Source organism: Pseudarthrobacter sp. Y6 (assembly GCF_050156205.1).
Taxonomy (GTDB): domain Bacteria; phylum Actinomycetota; class Actinomycetes; order Actinomycetales; family Micrococcaceae; genus Arthrobacter.
In genome coordinates, this window is the sequence record NZ_CP189574.1 from 3,272,504 (window position 1) to 3,290,217 (window position 17,714).

20 protein-coding genes are annotated in these 17,714 nt (G+C 64.8%); 16 read left to right on the plus strand and 4 right to left on the minus strand.

The annotated features are described in order from the left end of the window. Positions 1 to 75: 75 nt before the first annotated feature. The 3 genes from ACQCSW_RS15630 to ACQCSW_RS15640 form a co-directional block, all read right to left on the minus strand. Positions 76 to 798, minus strand: coding sequence for a flavodoxin family protein (locus ACQCSW_RS15630; protein ID WP_426987283.1), 723 nt, complete (start codon positions 796 to 798; stop codon positions 76 to 78). A gap of 74 nt (positions 799 to 872) precedes the next feature. Then, a complete protein-coding gene (locus tag ACQCSW_RS15635; protein WP_426987285.1) occupies positions 873 to 1,487 on the minus strand; it encodes an FABP family protein in 615 nt (204 codons plus the stop codon). A 170-nt stretch (positions 1,488 to 1,657) separates the two neighbouring features. Next, positions 1,658 to 2,425: a permease gene (locus ACQCSW_RS15640; protein WP_426990713.1), complete on the minus strand. Its 768-nt coding sequence runs from the start codon at positions 2,423 to 2,425 to the stop codon at positions 1,658 to 1,660. A 347-nt stretch (positions 2,426 to 2,772) separates the two neighbouring features. Between ACQCSW_RS15640 and ACQCSW_RS15645 the strand changes: the two genes are divergently transcribed. The 15 genes from ACQCSW_RS15645 (at position 2,773) to asd (ending at position 15,998) form a co-directional block, all read left to right on the plus strand. Then, on the plus strand, positions 2,773 to 3,471 hold the full coding sequence (locus ACQCSW_RS15645; protein ID WP_056344481.1) for a winged helix-turn-helix transcriptional regulator: 699 nt from the start codon (positions 2,773 to 2,775) through the stop codon (positions 3,469 to 3,471). Positions 3,472 to 3,694: 223 nt separating this feature from the next. Next, the gene (gene mshD / locus ACQCSW_RS15650) at positions 3,695 to 4,666 is read left to right on the plus strand and encodes a mycothiol synthase (RefSeq protein WP_426987287.1); all 972 of its coding nucleotides are present in this window, start codon (positions 3,695 to 3,697) and stop codon (positions 4,664 to 4,666) included. Positions 4,667 to 4,814: 148 nt separating this feature from the next. Further along, positions 4,815 to 7,064, plus strand: a complete 2,250-nt coding sequence (locus ACQCSW_RS15655; protein WP_426987289.1) for an RNA degradosome polyphosphate kinase — start codon at positions 4,815 to 4,817, stop codon at positions 7,062 to 7,064. A gap of 10 nt (positions 7,065 to 7,074) precedes the next feature. Next, entirely contained in the window at positions 7,075 to 8,043 is a 969-nt protein-coding gene (locus ACQCSW_RS15660) for an NUDIX hydrolase (protein ID WP_426987291.1), read from the plus strand. 98 nt (positions 8,044 to 8,141) lie between these two features. Further along, on the plus strand, positions 8,142 to 9,800 hold the full coding sequence (locus ACQCSW_RS15665; protein WP_426987293.1) for a hypothetical protein: 1,659 nt from the start codon (positions 8,142 to 8,144) through the stop codon (positions 9,798 to 9,800). After that, positions 9,797 to 10,186 carry a GntR family transcriptional regulator gene (locus ACQCSW_RS15670; RefSeq protein WP_426987295.1) on the plus strand — a complete coding sequence of 130 codons (390 nt, stop codon included), beginning with the start codon at positions 9,797 to 9,799 and terminating at the stop codon, positions 10,184 to 10,186. The genes ACQCSW_RS15665 and ACQCSW_RS15670 overlap by 4 nt, the downstream gene beginning before the upstream one ends. A 74-nt stretch (positions 10,187 to 10,260) precedes the next feature. Then, positions 10,261 to 10,365: a DUF1648 domain-containing protein gene (locus tag ACQCSW_RS15675; protein WP_426987297.1), complete on the plus strand. Its 105-nt coding sequence runs from the start codon at positions 10,261 to 10,263 to the stop codon at positions 10,363 to 10,365. 27 nt (positions 10,366 to 10,392) lie between these two features. Beyond that, positions 10,393 to 10,728 carry a hypothetical protein gene (locus ACQCSW_RS15680; RefSeq protein ID WP_426987299.1) on the plus strand — a complete coding sequence of 112 codons (336 nt, stop codon included), beginning with the start codon at positions 10,393 to 10,395 and terminating at the stop codon, positions 10,726 to 10,728. Continuing rightward, entirely contained in the window at positions 10,706 to 11,509 is an 804-nt protein-coding gene (locus tag ACQCSW_RS15685) for a thymidylate synthase (protein WP_426987301.1), read from the plus strand. The genes ACQCSW_RS15680 and ACQCSW_RS15685 overlap by 23 nt, the downstream gene beginning before the upstream one ends. After that, complete coding sequence (locus tag ACQCSW_RS15690) at positions 11,506 to 12,090, plus strand: dihydrofolate reductase (RefSeq protein WP_426987303.1); 585 nt, start codon at positions 11,506 to 11,508, stop codon at positions 12,088 to 12,090. The genes ACQCSW_RS15685 and ACQCSW_RS15690 overlap by 4 nt, the downstream gene beginning before the upstream one ends. 1 nt (position 12,091) lies before the next feature. Further along, positions 12,092 to 12,310 (plus strand): NF038396 family protein, encoded by a 219-nt coding sequence (locus ACQCSW_RS15695; RefSeq protein WP_354250515.1) that lies wholly within the window; start codon positions 12,092 to 12,094, stop codon positions 12,308 to 12,310. Between the two features lie 127 nt (positions 12,311 to 12,437). Next, positions 12,438 to 13,403, plus strand: coding sequence for a WXG100 family type VII secretion target (locus ACQCSW_RS15700; RefSeq protein WP_426987305.1), 966 nt, complete (start codon positions 12,438 to 12,440; stop codon positions 13,401 to 13,403). A gap of 32 nt (positions 13,404 to 13,435) precedes the next feature. Further along, on the plus strand, positions 13,436 to 14,086 hold the full coding sequence (locus tag ACQCSW_RS15705; RefSeq protein ID WP_426987307.1) for a hypothetical protein: 651 nt from the start codon (positions 13,436 to 13,438) through the stop codon (positions 14,084 to 14,086). Further along, entirely contained in the window at positions 14,076 to 14,564 is a 489-nt protein-coding gene (locus ACQCSW_RS15710; protein ID WP_426987309.1) for a hypothetical protein, read from the plus strand. The genes ACQCSW_RS15705 and ACQCSW_RS15710 overlap by 11 nt, the downstream gene beginning before the upstream one ends. Positions 14,565 to 14,855: 291 nt before the next feature. Next, positions 14,856 to 15,998, plus strand: coding sequence for an aspartate-semialdehyde dehydrogenase (asd, locus tag ACQCSW_RS15715; protein ID WP_426987311.1), 1,143 nt, complete (start codon positions 14,856 to 14,858; stop codon positions 15,996 to 15,998). Positions 15,999 to 16,031: 33 nt separating this feature from the next. On the opposite strand, the gene ACQCSW_RS15720 is transcribed toward asd, so the two are convergent. Further along, the gene (locus ACQCSW_RS15720) at positions 16,032 to 17,174 is read right to left on the minus strand and encodes a winged helix DNA-binding domain-containing protein (RefSeq protein WP_426987313.1); all 1,143 of its coding nucleotides are present in this window, start codon (positions 17,172 to 17,174) and stop codon (positions 16,032 to 16,034) included. Positions 17,175 to 17,211: 37 nt separating this feature from the next. On the opposite strand from ACQCSW_RS15720, the gene ACQCSW_RS15725 reads away from it, so the two are divergent. Beyond that, positions 17,212 to 17,712 carry a hypothetical protein gene (locus ACQCSW_RS15725; RefSeq protein WP_426987315.1) on the plus strand — a complete coding sequence of 167 codons (501 nt, stop codon included), beginning with the start codon at positions 17,212 to 17,214 and terminating at the stop codon, positions 17,710 to 17,712. Positions 17,713 to 17,714: the final 2 nt, after the last annotated feature.

Genomic DNA, 17,714 nt, shown 5'->3' on the forward strand with positions numbered 1-17,714 from the left:
GGGGAACGTCCTTAGGTCAGTAGGTATTCCGGTCTCGGGCAGCGGGCCTCGACAAGCTCGACCACCGGGGCGGCGTCAGCGGTATTCCGGGTTCTCGAAGTCGAAGCGTGTTCCGGCTTTCCATTCTTCAGGAAGATTGCCGTACGCGGGAATCCCGCCGGCGTCCTTGAGTATCCGGGCGAAATGCAGCAGGTTCCACGTCATGAACGTGGTGTTGCGGTTGGTGAAGTCGGATTCGGGGCCGCCGGAGCCTTCGTCGAGATAGCTCGGGCCGGGTCCAACCGGGCCGATCCACCCGGCGTCGGCCTGGGGAGGGATAGTGAAGCCGATGTGCTGCAGGCTGTACAGCACGTTCATGGAGCAGTGCTTGATGCCGTCCTCGTTGCCGGTGATCAGGCAGCCGCCAACCTTAGGGTAAAAGACCCATTGGCCCTTGTGATTGAGTTCCCCCGAATGGGCGTAGAGCCGTTCGATCAGCTTCTTGGTCTGGGAGGAGTTGTCGCCCAGCCAGATGGGACCGGCCAACACCACAATGTCGGCTTCTTCAACAGCCGGGTAAAGTTCCGGCCACTCATCGGACGGCCAGCCGTGCCCGGTCATGTCCGGGTAAACACCGCTGGCGATGTCGTGATCGACAGTTCGGATCACGCGGGTGCTGACGCCCTGCTTCTCCATGATGAGGCGGCTGACGTTGATCAGGCCCTCGGTGTTGCTGGTTTCCGGCGACCGTTTAAGGGTCCCGTTGAAGAACACAGCCTTCAGGTCGCTGTAGTCCGTGGAGTCCTGCGGTGCCACCATGACGCTCCCTTGATTCACTTGTGGGTGAAGCCTAGGATCCCAAGTCTACTGATGTCCGGTGCCGCGGCAGGCCGTCAGGAAACCCTTTTCAGGAAAGCCGAGGCGTGTGCTTCGAGGCCCTTGCCAGGCTGGGATGTTCCGCCGGTGGCCACGTCCCAGCGCCAGAGCAGGTTGCCGTCCACCAGACCGAAGATCCGGGTGGCCGCGTTGTAGTCCTTGGAATGGCTGCCGCGCATCACCATGTCGGTGGTGAGCTGGACCTGCGGGCCCTTGATCTGCCCGTAGTAGAGCTCAGAGATCCCGCCGGGATGCGAGATGGACACCGAGATATCGAACCCGCCGTCTTTATTGCGCAGCGCTTCGACTTCGTCGGCGCTTTTGAGTGCGGGAACAATATCGGCCGGAATCAGGCCCGGTCCGCCATCGGCATCAAGCTGTTTGCGCTCCAGCGCCCAAAAACCGGTCTCAACTGTCAGCGGCCGCAGGCGCGTGCCGTCGTCGTCAGTTAACCAGCTCTCCGCGCGGTACTGAAGATACGGCAGGCCATTATGCCTGAAGGACACATGCTGGAGGAAGTGTTCCGAGTCCTCGTCCCCGCTGCCGAGCCGGCCGCTGCCTTCCCACTCACCAATGAGCCAGGAAAGCGGAACAAGTTCCGGTGTCAGGTCTGTAGGAATTTCTATCGGCACGGCAATTACCTCAGGAAAATGCTAGCTCGTTGAACGCGTTTACTTCTGGCCTTTGAAGAGGCGGTAAACCACAAAGCCGGCGAACCAGGCCATGGACAGGCTGGCGGTGCCGAGCAGGACGAGGAAGAAGATTTCAATTGCAAGTACGGACATGATGCCATCCTAACCGGTTAGTAGATGAGTAGTTTGTCTATGAAGTAAGCCAGGGAGCCCACGGCCGAAACCGGCGCAAGCCCCATGCTAACCGCAGCCAAAAGATTCAGCGGACCGCCGCGGAGTGTTACGAGGCGGCGGAAGCTGACCAGTACGGCGCCCACCACAACGCCGAAGATCGCGGCCGGCAGAACAGCAATGTCGGAGAAGACCAGGCCAGCGAGCGGCCCGGCAAGTCCTGCCATCACGATGCCGAGGGGGGCCACGATGCTGTCCGGCCAACGGATCAGGCCGGCCAACAGTGCCACGGCAGCGCTGATGGCTGCCACCAGGAGCATCTCGCGCACGCCGTTGAAGCGTCCGCCGGCGATCCAGCCTGCTCCCAGGCACGAGAGGAGCACACCTGCGCAGCAGCCGAGGGTGGATTCAAGCCGTTGGGCCTGGCCAGTGCCTCGGATGAGCTGCACCACAAACACGGCCATCATTCCCAGCGCCATGAAGGCAGGCGTCCAGTCCAGGACACCCGGGGCCGGGACGAAACCGGCAGCGAGCGCCGATCCGACGCCGGACAGCGCAATGACGGCGGCCAGGGTCTTCTTCGCGGGGATGCGGAGGAAGTGAGGCCAGCCGATGCCTACCGCCACAGCAATCACCGCGGCGACGCCGATAAGTGCCTCGCGTGAGACGTATACGCCGGCGATGATCGCCACGAGACCCGCCACCCCGACAACACCGATGACCCAGGAGCCCAGTGACTTTGCCGGGGCTTCCACCTCGGCGGTCATCGGGGACCCGGCTGGCCGGGTCGCGGCGGCTTCGACTCTGCACTCAATTCGTGGCATCCCATTCTGGCTGTGGACCCGGCGGCTCTGCCTACCGCGTCAGGGCGTTCTGCCCCACGGCTCAATCCTGCCTTATATGACCCGGATATGTCGCAAAACGAAGGTTTGCAGGGGCGGAATCCATGCCGTCGTGCAGGCCGATGGGTATACTCAAAGTTCAGCTACGCTTCCTGCTGCGGATGCCGGCCGGATAGATCCTTAGTCGGCCAGTCCGCTGCAGTGAGATAGTACCGGCCGGTGAAAACCCGGTTCAGTCGCCCGAAGATGCGCGGACGCCCCTTGGAGGAACAATGTCGCACATCCTTTTATTGACGAACAGCACCGGTTCTTCGGTAGACATTCTGCCTGCCCTGGAATTACTGAACCACCGCGTGCATATCCTCGCCGCGGAACCCACAGCCCTGCTGGAGACAGATCCCTGCGATATTGTGCTCCTGGACGCCCGTAAGGACTTGGTGGGCGCCCGCTCCCTCACCCAGTTGCTGAAAGCCACCGGCCTGAGCGCACCCTTGGTCCTGATCCTGACCGAAGGCGGCATGGCAGCTGTTTCTTCGGCCTGGGCTGTAGATGACATCGTGCTCGATTCAGCCGGTCCCGCCGAAGTGGAAGCCCGAATCAGGCTCTCCGTGGCGCGGGCAGTTCCGGACAAGGATGACGCCCCCACGGAGATCCGGGCGGCAGGCGTGGTCATCGATGAAGCGAGCTACACGGCCCGTGTCAACGGTGCGCCCCTGAACCTGACGTTCAAGGAATTCGAACTCCTCAAATACCTGGCCCAGCACCCCGGCCGTGTGTTCACCCGCCAGCAGTTGCTCACCGAGGTGTGGGGCTATGACTACTATGGCGGCACGCGCACCGTGGATGTCCACGTCCGGCGGCTGCGTGCCAAACTCGGCGCCGACCACGAAAACCTGATCAGCACGGTCCGGAACGTCGGCTACCGCCTGACCCTGGTACGGCAGCAGGAAGACGAACTGACGGAAGCCTGACATCGTTCAGACAGGAACAGCCCCGGGCCATTGGTCCGGGGCTGTTCCTGTATTAGCGAAGATCAATTGGTGGAGGACATACGGGTCGAACGTATCGAGGCCACCCCACTGGTGGATCCCCCTCGTTCCCACCGTGACCGGCGGGTGAGATATCGACTATACGTGCCTGCCCCGGGGCCTTCAAATCGGAGCGCCTTCCGGCCGGGGCGTATAGCCTAGCCTCATGAGTCCTGCGCACCCGGAAAAATGGCCCGTCCTTGTTGTCCACGGCGGCGTGGAAGAACAACTGCTGAAGGACTGCGTGGCGCTCTTGGCAGCTGCCGAGGAGTCTGATGGCAATCCCTCGCTTTCCGAGCAAACAGTGGTGACGCTCCGCGCCGGGGACTCGGCAGAGCATTCCCTCCTGACCCTCGCGCTCTACGCGCCGGACGAGGATTCCGACCCCTCCTCCGGTCAGGACCTGGCCGGGTTTGCGGTTGTTGTGGAGGACGCGGACGGCAGCGGAGTCCTGGAAATTGCAGTCCATCCCAGCTACCGCAACCAAGGCGCGGCGGACCGCCTTGTCGGCGCACTCAAGTCCGGGCGCGGCCTGGACGGACTGAAGGCCTGGTCCCACGGCAACCACGAGGCAGCAGCGGACCTCGCAGCCCGCTACGGCTACGGTCCGGTGCGCGAACTCTGGAAGATGAGGCTGACTACCGCCACTGCGGAACTGCCCGACGTCGGCCTGCCGGACGGCGTCACGCTCCGCGCCTTTGTGCCGGGCAAGGACGAGGACCGCTGGCTGGCTGCGAACCGCGCCGCGTTTGCCCACCACCCCGAGCAGGGCTCCATGTCCCGCGCGGACCTGGATGCCCGAATAACCGAGGACTGGTTTGATCCCGCCGGCTTCCTCCTGGCGATGGACGCCGAGGACCGGCTGCTGGGATTCCACTGGACCAAGGTGCATCCGCGCCACGGCGCCCACCCGGCGATCGGCGAGGTCTACGCGGTGGGCGTCACACCGGCCGCGCAGGGTATGGGCCTGGGCAAAGCCCTCACAGTGGCTGGCATCAGGCATCTGCAGGGCCTGGGGCTTCACGCCGTCATGCTCTACACGGATGCCGACAACACCGCGGCCGTTACCCTCTACCGGGGCTTGGGCTTCACACGCTGGGATATGGACGTGATGTACGGCCCGCTGGCCTCCGCCTAGTGGCACCCGGGTGTGTTAGCCCACTCGTATGACTAACGGCTTCGGATGGGCCGAAACCTAGGGCTTGTGGACGCTGATTGATTGTAAGGTTGATAGAGAACCGCGCCGGCCAAGGGCCAGCATCAAGCGCCAGGTAAGAGGAGAGACCATGAAACCGGAACCCGCCGGAACAGTCACGTCCGAGGGCGCTTCAGTGCCGGTGCGCGCGCGCTTCGGCTCGTCTGAAGTCCCTGCCTCGCGTGCAACGCAGGACCGGATCGACATCCCCGAGTTTGCGCCCAACCTTGTGCCCGAAGGGGACATCCGGCCGGACCGTTTCCTGGACCGCGAGCTCAGCTGGCTGGCTTTCAACTCCCGCGTCCTGGAACTCGCCGAAGATCCCACGCTCCACCTCCTGGAACGCGTGGCTTTCCTGTCCATCTTCGCGTCCAACCTGGACGAGTTCTTTATGGTCCGCGTGGCAGGCCTGAAGCGGCGCATCGCCACCAACCTCGCCGTTCCTTCCCCTGCCGGCCTCAGCCCTGTGGAGGTGCTGGAGAAGATCGGCGACGAAGCCCACCGCCTCCAGCAGCGCCATGCCCAGGTCTACGCCGAACAGATCCGCCCCGCCCTGGCCTATGAGCACATCCACTTGATGCACTGGGACGAACTGGACGACGCCGCCAAGCAGCAGCTCAGCGCCATGTTCGCCGAAAAGGTCTTCCCGATCCTGACGCCGCTGGCCGTGGACCCGGCACACCCGTTCCCCTACATTTCGGGGCTCTCCCTGAACCTGGCCGTGGTGGTGCGCAACCCTGTGAGCGACAAGGAACTCTTCGCCCGCCTCAAGGTTCCGGACCAGCTTCCCCGCCTGATCTCCATCGACGGTCCGCGGGCCGGGGCCGTCGCGGGACGCGTGGCGCGTTTTATCGCGCTGGAGGAAGTCATCGCCGTCCACCTGGACAAGCTCTTCGCCGGCATGGAAGTCCTGGAGCACCACATCTTCCGCGTCACCCGTAACGAGGACCTCGAAGTGGAAGAGGACGACGCCGAGAACCTCCTGCAGGCGCTGGAGAAGGAACTGCTGCGCCGCCGGTTCGGCCCTCCCGTCCGCCTCGAGGTCACCCACGACATCAACCCCAACATCCGGGCCCTGCTCATCCGTGAGCTCGGAGTGGAAGAGTCCGAGGTGTACTCCCTCCCGGCTCCGTTGGACCTCCGCGGGCTGTCCGTCATTGCCGGCATTGACCGTGCCGACCTTCATTACCCCAAGCACCTGCCGCACACGTCCCGGTTCCTCAACGAGTCCGAGACGTCCAAGGCCGCCAACGTTTTCTCGGCCATGCGCCGCCGAGACATCCTGCTCCACCACCCGTACGATTCCTTCTCCACCTCGGTGCAGGCGTTCCTGGAACAGGCGGCCGCGGACCCCAAGGTCCAGGCCATCAAGCAGACCCTGTACCGGACGTCGGGCGACTCCCCCATCGTTGACGCCCTGATCGACGCCGCCGAGGCCGGCAAGCAGGTGCTGGCCCTCGTGGAGATCAAGGCCAGGTTCGACGAGCAGGCCAACATCTCCTGGGCCCGCAAGCTGGAACAGGCGGGCGTCCATGTGGTCTACGGCATCGTGGGCCTGAAAACCCACTGCAAGCTGTCGCTGGTGGTCCGCCAGGAAGTGGACGGGCTGCGCCGCTACTGCCACATCGGCACCGGCAACTACCACCCCCGCACGGCCCGCTACTACGAGGACCTTGGCCTGCTGACCGCCAACGACCAGGTGGGCGAGGACCTTTCCAAACTGTTCAACCAGCTCTCCGGCTATGCGCCGAAGTCCACGTTCAAGCGGCTCCTCGTTGCACCCCGTTCCGTCCGCTCCGGACTGATCGACCGCATCGAAACCGAGATCCGTAACGCCCGGGCCGGGATGGCCGCCAGGGTGCAGATCAAGGTCAACTCCATGGTGGATGAAGCCATCATCGACTCCCTCTACCGCGCTTCCCAGGCCGGTGTGATGGTGGACGTCATTGTGCGCGGCATCTGCTCGCTTCGTCCCGGCGTCCCGGGCCTCAGCGACAACATCACTGTGCGCTCGGTGCTGGGCCGCTTCCTGGAACACTCCCGGGTGTTCGCCTTTGCCAACGGCGGCGATCCTGTGGTTTACATCGGCTCGGCCGACATGATGCACCGGAACCTGGACCGCAGGGTCGAGGCCCTGGTCCAGCTGTCCAATCCCGACGACATCCGCTACGTCCTTGACCTGCTGCAGCGCTACTTGGATCCGGAGACAGCCAGCTGGCATCTGGATAACCAGGGCCTGTGGAACCGGCACCACATTGCCGACGACGGCAGCCACCTCGACGACATCCAGTCCTGGCTGCTGGCGTCGCGCACCCGCCAGCGCAGCCTGAGCCGGCGGTAGGGCTACGGCGTTGGCGAGCGACATCCTCGTAGCAGACCAGACAGACCATCCCGGCGAAGCAGTTGCCGTCGTCGCGGCCGGGGCGCTGCCCTGGCGTATCAACTCGGACGGTCTTGAAGTCCTGCTGATCCACCGTCCGCGGTATGACGACTGGTCCTGGCCCAAGGGCAAGATCGACGCCGGCGAGACCATTCCCGAATGCGCGGCACGTGAGGTGCAGGAGGAGATCGGACTTGCCGCGCCGCTGGGCATCCCGCTGCCGCCCATCCACTACCACGTGCCGTCCGGACTGAAGGTGGTCCACTACTGGGCGGTCCACGTCAACGGCGCCCGCCTCGTTCCCGACGGCAAGGAGGTGGACCGCGTGGTGTGGTGCGCCCCTGAAACGGCCGCAGGGCTGCTGTCCAACCCGTCCGACGTTGTTCCCCTGGAACACCTGCAGGCGGCCCATAACCGCGGTGAACTGAACACGTGGCCGCTGATCGTGGTGCGGCATGCAAAGGCCAAGCCGCGCTCGTCCTGGTCCAAAGCCGAGGGTGAACGGCCCCTGGCCGCGACGGGAATCAGGCAGGCGCGGGCCGTCGGCCGGCTGCTGCAGGCCTGGAAGCCGCCGCGCGTGGTGACGAGTCCCTGGCAGCGCTGCGTGTCAACCGTGGCGCCGTACCTGAGGGCAACAGGGGCCAAGGTCAAACTGGTGGACGCGCTGACAGAACACAAGCACGCCAGGACGCCCAAAAAAACCGCTGCCACCATTGAGTCCCTCCTGGAGAAGGCACGGCCCGTCGCCGTCTGCACGCACCGTCCTGCACTGCCCACAGTCCTGGGCCAGCTGGGCAAGCACATGCCAGGCCGTTTGCGCGCGGTCCTGCCGGACTCGGAGCCTTATCTGTCCCCGGGCGAGATGGTGGTGTGCCACGTGGCCGTCGACAACAAGCACCGCATCGTGGCCGTGGAGCAGTTCAAGCCCTTCGACGACTGAGGTTTTCAGCGCCCGGCCGCCAGGCCCTCACCCCGGTTGACCCGGAGATGTTTGTATCAAATACTTAGTACATTGATGCGCAAAATCTGGGGGATGATGTGCCTGGCGTCGACGGCTTCGAAATCGCGGTCCACAACGTGCCGCCCATGGTCCTGCTGTGGCCCTTCCTGTTGGCCGCTGGCCTGTACCTGCTGCTGCGGTGGGTGATCAGGGCCCCGGGCGGCGGGACCAACGCTGTGACGGTTTCCCAGCATGCGCTGTGGATCGGCGTGATCGGGTGGTTGGCGAGCTCCCTGCAGGCCGCGGGGCCTGCGGGCATCCTTCCGGCGGGCAACACGTCGCCCACCCTGGCCACGCCAACAAGCATCCTCGGAGCCCTGGCGTGGCCGGTCCTGGGCTGCCTCGCGGTCCATGCCGTGGGGCAGCTGAGCTATCCCGGACCCCGGCTCCCCCGCAGGCTGGCCTCGTTGGAGATCCGCCGCGTCCGGGACTTCCTGCCGCGTGCCCTCGCGTGGACGGTGGTGGCGGTCTTCGCGGTCTCGGCTGTCCAGATTGGCTGGGTGGCCACGCTTCCCGGGTATGAAGCCATTCCGTTCAGCGTGCTGGAGGAACGGAACCAGGGTTTTAGCAGGATCGGCGGGGACGGCCGCATCCAGGGTTCGGTCCTGGCTGCCTGCCTGGGCGCCGGATGGCTGGCGCTGGCCGTGGGCACCGCCCTGGTGCTGACGCTCATCAGCCGCCGACGTCAGCTCGAGGCCTTGGACGCGGCGGAGAACGACCTGCTGCGGACCATCGCCATGAACAGGCTCTTGCGGACGGTCGCAACCATCGCCGCAGGGCTCGCAGCGGTGGCGGGAAACTTCGCTGCACGGCCTGATCCTTCAGCCGGCGTCAGCAGCTGGACCAACCCGGCCGGACTAGTGGCGTTCGTGGTGCTGCTGGTCATGTGGGGGTGGGCTCCACCGAAACTACCGAGCGCGGAGGTGGGAGGCGCCGGCACAGGGGTAGTGGAATCTCCTGCCGCCGCACATCCGGCGACGCGGCTGTCGGTTTCACTCGGGGCAGCCATGGGGCTCGCCCCGCTGGTCGCCGCCGCGCTGGGATTCTTTCTTCCCGGCGCCAATCTTCCGGGGCAGCCGGTCATACTGGTTGCGCTGATGGCAGCAGCCGTGCTGTTGGTGGCAGCGGCAGGCGAGCTCCTGCTGCAACGCAACTATGGCTCCCCCGGAGTGCCCAGGACCTGGCCGCGGCAGGCGGTCAGCCCGGCGCTGCTCACCACGGCGATCGCCGCCGTCGCGCTTTTCTCAGCGATCACGGTGGTGACCGTTGCGGGCGAGTGGAAGCTGCGCGAGGCCGGGCTCGACGCATCCCGGGGCGGGGTGATCGCAGCGGTGTCGACGGCGGCCGTCGGAATCATCGCGATCCTGCCGGTTGTTGCGGCCCGGCTGCGTCGCAGTATTTCCACCGGCATCACCGGCCTGGACGCCGCCCTGCGGGCCATCACGGTCCATCGTGTGGTGCGGACGTTCGCGGCCTACTGCACAGCCCAGGGCGGCGTCTTGCTGATGACGGGAAGCAAGGCCTGGCCGCCGCTGCTGGGTCTGCCGGCGACAACCTGGGCCGCCACGTGGCAGCCGGCAGTCATTGCCGGGGCGCTGCTTGCGGCCGCCGGAGTGGTGATCGCCGTTATCCCGGTCAAGGGTTTTGCCCGGGTTCCGGCCGCCCCGGTGAGGCCTGTCCCGGAAGGTGTGCGGTGAACGCCGGTATCTCCGTGGACCTGCGCTCGGCAACTCCGCCGTATGAGCAGATCCGCTCGCAGATCAGCTCCCTGATCGCCACCGGAACACTCACCGCCGGAAGCCGGCTGCCCACCGTCCGCAGCCTGGCCGCCGATCTGGGCATCGCCGCCGGAACGGTGGGCCGCGCCTACAAGGAACTTGAGGCTGCCGGACTCATTGAATCCCGACGGCGGAACGGCACCGTCGTCGCGCAGCCGGCACCGGGCGGCGTCAAGCACGCAGGCGGGCCGGTGCCGGAAGCGGTGGCTGCCGCCGTCGACCTTTTGGTCAACGCCGGGCGGGACGCCCGGCTCACCGATCAGGTGCTGCTCGATCTGGTCCGCGGCAAGCTGAGGAAGGGCTGAGGAAGGAGAATGATTCGACGGGCACCGTAAGCCCGCGCCGTTACAGGACATGGTTTATCCCGTCGCTGCTGCTGTTGCTTGCCACCGCGGCCTTTGGCGCCTGGCTGTATCCCGGCATGGCGGACCCCGTCCCGGTCCACTGGGATGCCGCCGGCCAGCCGGACGGGTTTGCCACGTAGTCGGCACTCGCAGTCTTTTCGCCCCTGATGTTCGGGACCGGCGTTGTGGTTTCCCTGTGGCTGCTGCAGCGGATCCTGCCATCGCGCTCCCTGCACGTCGGCGTGCAGGATTCTGCGCCTGCGGATGCCAGTGCTCGGGCTGGCCGCGGGATCATTGCCTGGCTGGCCCCGGGGTTGGCCGCACTGTTCTGCTGGCTGAGCCTGCTGGGTTGGCTGGGACTGACCGGGCCGGCCGTCATCTGGATCCCGGCGGTGGCACTCATGGCATACATGACGTTCATTGGCTTTTCGGGCGATGTCTTCGGCGGCGGCCACCCAACCACGCCGGTAGACTTTAGCCGTGAGCATCCCGACGCCTTATGAAGACCTCCTGCGCGATGTCCTGGCCCATGGCACGCACAAATCCGACCGCACGGGCACCGGAACCACCAGCGTCTTCGGCCGTCAACTGCGCTTTGACCTTGGCCGGAGCTTCCCGCTGATCACCACAAAACGCGTGCATTTCAAGTCCGTGGCGGTGGAGCTCTTGTGGTTCCTGCGCGGCGAATCGAACGTGAAGTGGATGCAGGACCAGGGCGTGAGCATCTGGAACGAGTGGGCTGACGCGGAAGGCGAACTGGGTCCCGTATACGGCGTCCAATGGCGCAGCTGGCCCACCCCTGACGGCGGCCATATTGACCAGATCGCCGAGCTGGTGGACAACCTCAAAAAGAACCCGGACTCGCGCCGGCACATCGTCTCTGCGTGGAACGTCTCCGAGCTCAAGGACATGGCACTGCCCCCGTGCCACGCGTTCTTCCAGTTCTATGTGGCCGACGGCAAATTGTCCTGCCAGCTGTACCAGCGCTCGGCGGACATGTTCCTGGGCGTGCCCTTCAACATCGCCTCCTACGCCCTGCTCACCTGCATGATTGCGCAGCAGGTGGGGCTAGAGCCTGGCGAGTTTGTATGGACAGGCGGCGACGTCCACATCTACGAGAACCACATGGACCAGGTCCTGAAGCAGCTGGACCGGGAACCCTATGAATACCCGCAGCTGAGGATCACCCGGAAGCCGGCCTCGATCTTCGACTACACGCTCGAGGACTTCGACGTGGTGGGCTACCGGCACCACCCCACGATCAAGGCCCCGATCGCCGTATGAGCACCGAGAACGCAGCAGACCCCCAGGACTTCACGCATGAGCTTGCCGGTTCCGTGACCGGCGTCGGCCTGGTGTGGGCCCAGACGTCCGGGGGTGTGATCGGCAAGGACGGCGACATGCCGTGGAACCTACCCGAGGACCTGAAGCACTTCAACCGGCTCACCATGGGGCACCCGGTGATCATGGGCCGCAAGACGTGGCTGTCCTTCCCGGACAAGTACCGTCCCCTACCTGGCCGGACGAACATTGTGATCACGCGGCAGAAAAACTGGGGTGGATCGCCTGAGGCGGAGGGCGCCGTCGTGGTCCCCTCCTTGGATGATGCCCTCCTTGAGTCGCAGTTCGTCGACGGCGGCGGGACCGTGTGGATCCTGGGCGGCGGGGAAGTCTTCCGCCAGTCCACCAAACTCGCCAACGTCGCCGTGGTCACCACCATCGATGTGGAGGCCGACGGCGATACGTTCGCTCCGGAGCTCGATGAGACCTGGGAGGCGGCGGCGTCCGTCCCGCCAGACGGGTGGCTAACGGCAGCCAATGGAACGCGCTACAGGTTTACCAAATGGGTTAGGACGCAGGGCTGAGATGTTGAAGAAACCAGAAACACTGTTTGTACTGGGCTACATGCTGCTGCCGCTGCTCGCGCTGCTGTCTGCGATTGTTGGCCTGACCATGATCCTGGGCGGCAACAAAATCGCCGGCGCCATCGTGCTGGTGGTGGTGACGCAGGTGTTCGCCTTCGGCGCCTTCTACGCGTTGCGACTCCGCAAAGCCGCGGTGCTGGAGGAGCGCGACCACGTGTAGCCGCTTTCGGACCACATGGGCAGGACACCCCATCGCAGCCCACCGGTTCCAAGACTAGAGTTGTGCGGGCAGCCTGAGGAAGATTGCTGCAGAGACATTTGGGGGATGATGCCTTGTGGCAGGAAACATGTGGGGCGCTGACGTCGCCGAGCTCCGGACGCTGGCGCACCACTTCGGGAAGGCGTCCGACTCGCTGCTTCAGCAGTCAACGCAGCTGGGCAACCAGATCGACAACAACCCTTCATGGAAGGGCCAGGACGCCGTCGTGTTCCGGTCGGATTGGAACGGGACCCACAAGGCAATGCTTCAGCAAGCGGCTTCCGCGCTCAAGCAGGAGTCCAGGAAGCTGCTGGAGAACGCCAACGAGCAGGAGAAGGCGAGCAACGGTGGAGGGACGGGAGTCTCCGCAGGCGTTCCCGCCACACCGTTCGTTCCCTGGGGCCCGGACTGGCTGTCGGACGGAGATTCACCTTTCCGCAAGGGCTGGGACGCCTACAATGGCGTCCTCGGCCTCAAGACCGTTCCCCTCGGGCTCAGGGACATCTCTCAGTTTGCCGCTCGGCACGGCGGCGAAGTAAACGCATTGCTCGGAGCCGGGAACGACCTGGCCGCATTGAATCGGATCTTCAACAAGGACCTTTGGGAAGCAGCGGCCCGCTCGGACAGTCTGCGCGGCGCATTTTCCGGTACCTCTGACCTGCTCAGCGGCAGATTCGGCGACTTCACCGACATGGCCCGTGGGGCCGGGGCAGCTGACCTTGGTCCGTGGGCAAAATTTGGCCTGAACTCTGCGGGACACGTCCTTGGCGGGATAAGCGTCGGCTTGGATGGCCTCGACACCGTCAATGCAATCCGCAATGGGGAGACTGGAGATGCCCTCAAGTCGGGACTAAAGACTGCCCTCGGCGTCGGCTCATTCTTTCCGCCACCGGTGGGTGTTACCTGCATGGTGGTCGGCGGCGCATGGGCGGCTGTCGAGCTGATCCCGGGGGCCAAGGATTCGATTGACCACGCCTTCGACGCGGTCGGAGACTTTACCGAAGATGCGGCAGAGAATATCGGCGAGGGCGTCAAGGACTTCTTCGGCTTCTAGCCCCTCCTTACCTCACTCAAAGGATGATAAACATGACTGCACCACAAACAGAGGCAGACACATCTGTCGGATTTGGCCTGGCTGAAATGGCCTACCTCTTGCACTTGCAACCGACGACGGGATCGCGGGCCAGTGCCTCCTGGCTACGTCTCAGCGAAGAATCCGAGAACCAGGACCTGATCAGTGCCGGCCTTTCCTCGCTCATCGCCCGAGGCCTGGCAACGGTGAATGGTTCCGAGGTTGGGTTCGATAGGCGGGTGGATGTCGCCGTCTACACGCTTGCCAACGCCCTGAGGTGGACACAATTGGATCTGCTCCTGGATGCTGAAGGAGGCGACTCAGTACTGCACGCTGAGTCGGATCGAACAACGCTGATTCTTCAGCCAAGGACGATGATGAGTTGGTTCGTCCTTCCGCAGGACCCAAATATTTCCGCGGAAGCCGCTGAAGCTTTCATCGTCCGCGACCATTTGGCCCAGAACCCGGAGGGTGGCGTCCGAATCCGGTCAGGACTGCACCGCAGCCCACGACAGTTGCTCATCCGGAAGGACAATCACGGCTGGGTGCACGCTGTGGCCCTGGATGACGTAGTTGGAGCTGATACATCAGTCCAGAGCTACGAGGACCTTACCGCCGCACTCGCAGCTTTCAGAGCCGACGCCGGAGCAACTGATGGCAACTGAACCCACGGTGCGGCGAACCTTCTTGGACCGTCCCTACTACTACGCCACAGGGATGGAACGAAAAGTCCATGCCTTCACGAGGGACGAATGGGGCATCGGCGGGTCGCAGCCATCCGGCAACTACTCGGTCCATACCGCCACGGGCCTGTACATCGTCACGATCCTTATGACCATTCCCGCCATTTTTGCGCCCCTACTTTTGATTGTCGCGGTGGCCAGCCTCAACCTCATTGTTGGCCTGCTCGCGCTGGTGTGCACCGTGCTCTTCACCGGAGGCTGGCTATTCGGGATCCGTAACCTGCATCGGGAGCGGCAAGCGTCCAAGCTACGGCGCCTCAGGGGCCTGCCCAAGCCCCGTTTCGCACTCAACGACGACAAGGCCCGCAGTTGGTTCGAAGCAAACCCGTCCGGGATTGCAATCACCCGCGAAAACTTTCCCGACAGCACGCGTCCATTCCCGGACGAAGCAAACTACTGACGCTGTGTGATCGCGTGGCTCCCGCGATCAAACGCCGCGGGCCCAGGGCGAGGGCTCTCCCGCCAGGTGCACTAAGACATACGGACGGATTGGTTCTCTCCGATGACTGGCGCAAGGAAAAAACGCCGTCATACCTCTGCGCCCCTATTTCTACGGCTACGGCACGGGCGACATGATTCACGCCTATACCCCTCGCAGTTCGACTGACGCTGGGACTGCCTGCACGCCGTCGTACGTTGGCAGTGATGTAACCGACTGCGCCGTGCCGGTTCCGGAGTCTAAACTGTACGAATGACTACAGCAGCTACCCCCTCCGTCGGCCTGGTCGGATGGCGCGGCATGGTCGGCTCCGTCCTGATGCAGCGCATGCAGGACGAGGGCGACTTCGCCAACATCAACCCGGTGTTCTTCTCCACGTCAAACGCGGGAGGTGCCGCACCGACTGTTGCCGGTGCTGCCGCTGGTGCGGCCGGCAAACTTGAGGACGCGTTCGACGTCGACACACTGGCGAAGCTGCCCATCATTGTCACCGCCCAGGGCGGGGACTACACCAAGCGCGTGCACACCGAGCTGCGTAGCCGCGGCTGGGACGGCCTCTGGATCGACGCCGCCTCCACGCTGCGCATGAACGACGACTCGATCATCGTGCTGGACCCGATCAACCGCGACGTTATCGACAAGGGCCTGGTCAACGGCACCAAGGACTTCATCGGCGGCAACTGCACCGTTTCCTGCATGCTCATGGGCCTCGGTGGACTGTTCAAGAACGGCCTCGTCGAATGGGGCACGTCCATGACCTACCAGGCTGCCTCCGGCGGCGGCGCCCGCCACATGCGCGAACTGCTCAGCCAGTTCGGCACGCTCAACGCCGAAGTCAGCTCGGAACTGGACGACCCGGCGTCGGCCATCCTGGAAATTGACCGCAAGGTCCTGGCCCACCAGCGCTCCGACATCGACGCCACCCAGTTCGGCGTGCCGCTGGCCGGCTCCCTGATCCCGTGGATCGATGCGGACCTGGGCAACGGACAGTCCAAGGAAGAGTGGAAGGCCGGGGTTGAAACCAACAAGATCCTGGGCACCTCGGACGAAAACCGGATCATCATGGACGGCCTGTGCATCCGGATCGGCGCCATGCGCTCCCACTCCCAGGCACTCACGCTCAAGCTCCGCGAGGACCTCTCCGTGGCCGAGATCGAGAAGCTTCTCGCCGAGGACAACGAGTGGGCCAAGGTCATCCCGAACACCAAGGAAGACTCCATGGCAGGCCTGACCCCCGTGGCCGCATCCGGCACGCTGGACATCCCCGTGGGCCGCATCCGCAAGATGGAAATGGGCCCGGAATACATCAGCGCCTTCACCGTGGGTGACCAGCTGCTCTGGGGCGCCGCCGAGCCGCTGCGCCGCATGCTCAACATCGCCACCGGGAACCTGTAACTCCCCCGCCACTAAACAGCAGCGCGGGGTCACTTACGGCCCATTCCGCACCCGCGGATGGACCGAAAGTGACCCCGCGTTGCTGTCCAGGAATGCGAGGTACTGTTCGGCGGCTTTGCTGAACGCGGCCTGCGCTCCGGCGCCGAGGGGCGTGGTTTCGTCAAAGAGTTCAGGCACGACGGCGGCGCTCCGGGTCGTTCCGGCCCGCCCCCACGTGCCGATCACCGCTCCCCCTGCCACGACGGTCTTCTTGAACACCCCGTTGCCGCCCGGGACGATCTTGTTGGCGTGCTCCGGGGCCAGCACAAGGCTCCGGTCCATGTAGCCCAGCACAAACTCGTCGAAGCCCGGCACCAGGAGGACGGACCGCTGTCCGGGCACACCGTCGTCGAGCATTGACGCAGTCTCCGGTGACATCCAATAGCTGGCACCCCCGAATTCCAGCTCCACCAGCTGCCCACTGACCAGCTCAAACGCTGCCCGCACGTCGGTCAGGGGAATCTGCGTCCACCAGGCAAAGTCGCGGACGGTGGCAGGTCCGTGGCTGCGGAAGTAGCGCAGCATGAACTCGGCGATCGCTTCCTGCTGTTCAAGGTCCCGCGACACCGGAATCCAGTCATCGAACGCCACCAGCAACTGCTGGTTCCCGGCCAATGGGCCCTGAACCAACCAGCCGTGCCGGCACAATGTCCCCAGGATGTGGATCCCCCGCTGGCCGGTAGTTGGCTGGCCGGCCGCCTCAAACACCTCGAAGAGTTCGGTCCGGCTCACAGGACCGCCGGCCGCAATCCGCTCCAGGGCAACGTCGCGGCACTTTTCGATGTCCGCCGGCGTGATGTCCAATTCCCGATGCCGGCCGGCAATGATGCGGCTGAGGCGCTCGGTGGTGAGGTCCAGCATCCAGCGCAGGTCATCCGGAGCCACGAAGTGCAGCGTGCCGCGCATCGGCCAGGACCGGACCACACTGCCGCTGTGCAGTGCAGCGCGCACGTCAGCCAACCCTGCGCCCGGAACGCGGACGCCGATGGCCCAGAGCGCTGCCTGCAGGTCCTGCGCCTGCGTGGCCGTCATCCAGCGGACCGCGTTCTCAACTGAGCCAAGTCCAGGGCCAAGCAATCCTTGGGAGGCCAGCCGGAGCCTGCCCATCACCTTGCGGTTTACGCGGTTCGCTGCCATGTCCTCATCGTAGAACTTGGCCCGTTAGGGTAGAAGCATGACTTTGGGGAGTTTGTGGCCGTTGTTCGCGCGCGAAACACAGGTATTGCTGGTGGCAGGGACCGTTTCGGTCCTGGCCGGCGTGGCCATCGGGCTGGCCCCGGCCATTGGTTTCCAGCCCGCGGGAGGCGGCGGCGAAGCACCCCTGGAACTCTTATTGCCTTCCCTGTTCCTGTCGCTGGGCGGCGGGTACGCGGTGCTGTTTCCCGGCATCCGGGTGGGCCGCGGCAAGGTCCACATTGTGCGCGACTGGAAGCTCTATCCGGTCAGCGGACGGCTGCTCTGGATCCTCGCCCATGCCACCGCCGTGATCGGTTTAGTGGCCTGCGTCCTCGCTGCCGCCACCAACCCGGCGGTTCCGGGACTCCTGGTCTGGCTGTTTATGGGTCCATACTTGGCGCTGACCGGCTGGGCCGCCGCCCTGCTGGGCATGGCCGCGAACGTCCGGCTGATAGGCCACGTGGACGGGCCCTTGGCGCCAGTCACACGAGCCAGCTGACG

Coding starts and splice junctions, on each gene's coding strand:
- ACQCSW_RS15700 (WP_426987305.1), top strand. CDS start 12,438: ATGTGGGGCGCTGACGTCGCCGAGCTCCGGACGCTGGCGCACCACTTC.
- ACQCSW_RS15725 (WP_426987315.1), top strand. CDS start 17,212: ATGACTTTGGGGAGTTTGTGGCCGTTGTTCGCGCGCGAAACACAGGTA.
- ACQCSW_RS15630 (WP_426987283.1), bottom strand. CDS start 798: ATGGTGGCACCGCAGGACTCCACGGACTACAGCGACCTGAAGGCTGTG.
- asd (WP_426987311.1), top strand. CDS start 14,856: ATGACTACAGCAGCTACCCCCTCCGTCGGCCTGGTCGGATGGCGCGGC.
- ACQCSW_RS15690 (WP_426987303.1), top strand. CDS start 11,506: ATGAGCACCGAGAACGCAGCAGACCCCCAGGACTTCACGCATGAGCTT.
- ACQCSW_RS15710 (WP_426987309.1), top strand. CDS start 14,076: ATGGCAACTGAACCCACGGTGCGGCGAACCTTCTTGGACCGTCCCTAC.
- ACQCSW_RS15695 (WP_354250515.1), top strand. CDS start 12,092: ATGTTGAAGAAACCAGAAACACTGTTTGTACTGGGCTACATGCTGCTG.
- ACQCSW_RS15680 (WP_426987299.1), top strand. CDS start 10,393: ATGTTCGGGACCGGCGTTGTGGTTTCCCTGTGGCTGCTGCAGCGGATC.
- ACQCSW_RS15640 (WP_426990713.1), bottom strand. CDS start 2,425: ATGACCGCCGAGGTGGAAGCCCCGGCAAAGTCACTGGGCTCCTGGGTC.
- ACQCSW_RS15720 (WP_426987313.1), bottom strand. CDS start 17,174: ATGGCAGCGAACCGCGTAAACCGCAAGGTGATGGGCAGGCTCCGGCTG.
- ACQCSW_RS15705 (WP_426987307.1), top strand. CDS start 13,436: ATGACTGCACCACAAACAGAGGCAGACACATCTGTCGGATTTGGCCTG.
- mshD (WP_426987287.1), top strand. CDS start 3,695: ATGAGTCCTGCGCACCCGGAAAAATGGCCCGTCCTTGTTGTCCACGGC.
- ACQCSW_RS15655 (WP_426987289.1), top strand. CDS start 4,815: ATGAAACCGGAACCCGCCGGAACAGTCACGTCCGAGGGCGCTTCAGTG.
- ACQCSW_RS15645 (WP_056344481.1), top strand. CDS start 2,773: ATGTCGCACATCCTTTTATTGACGAACAGCACCGGTTCTTCGGTAGAC.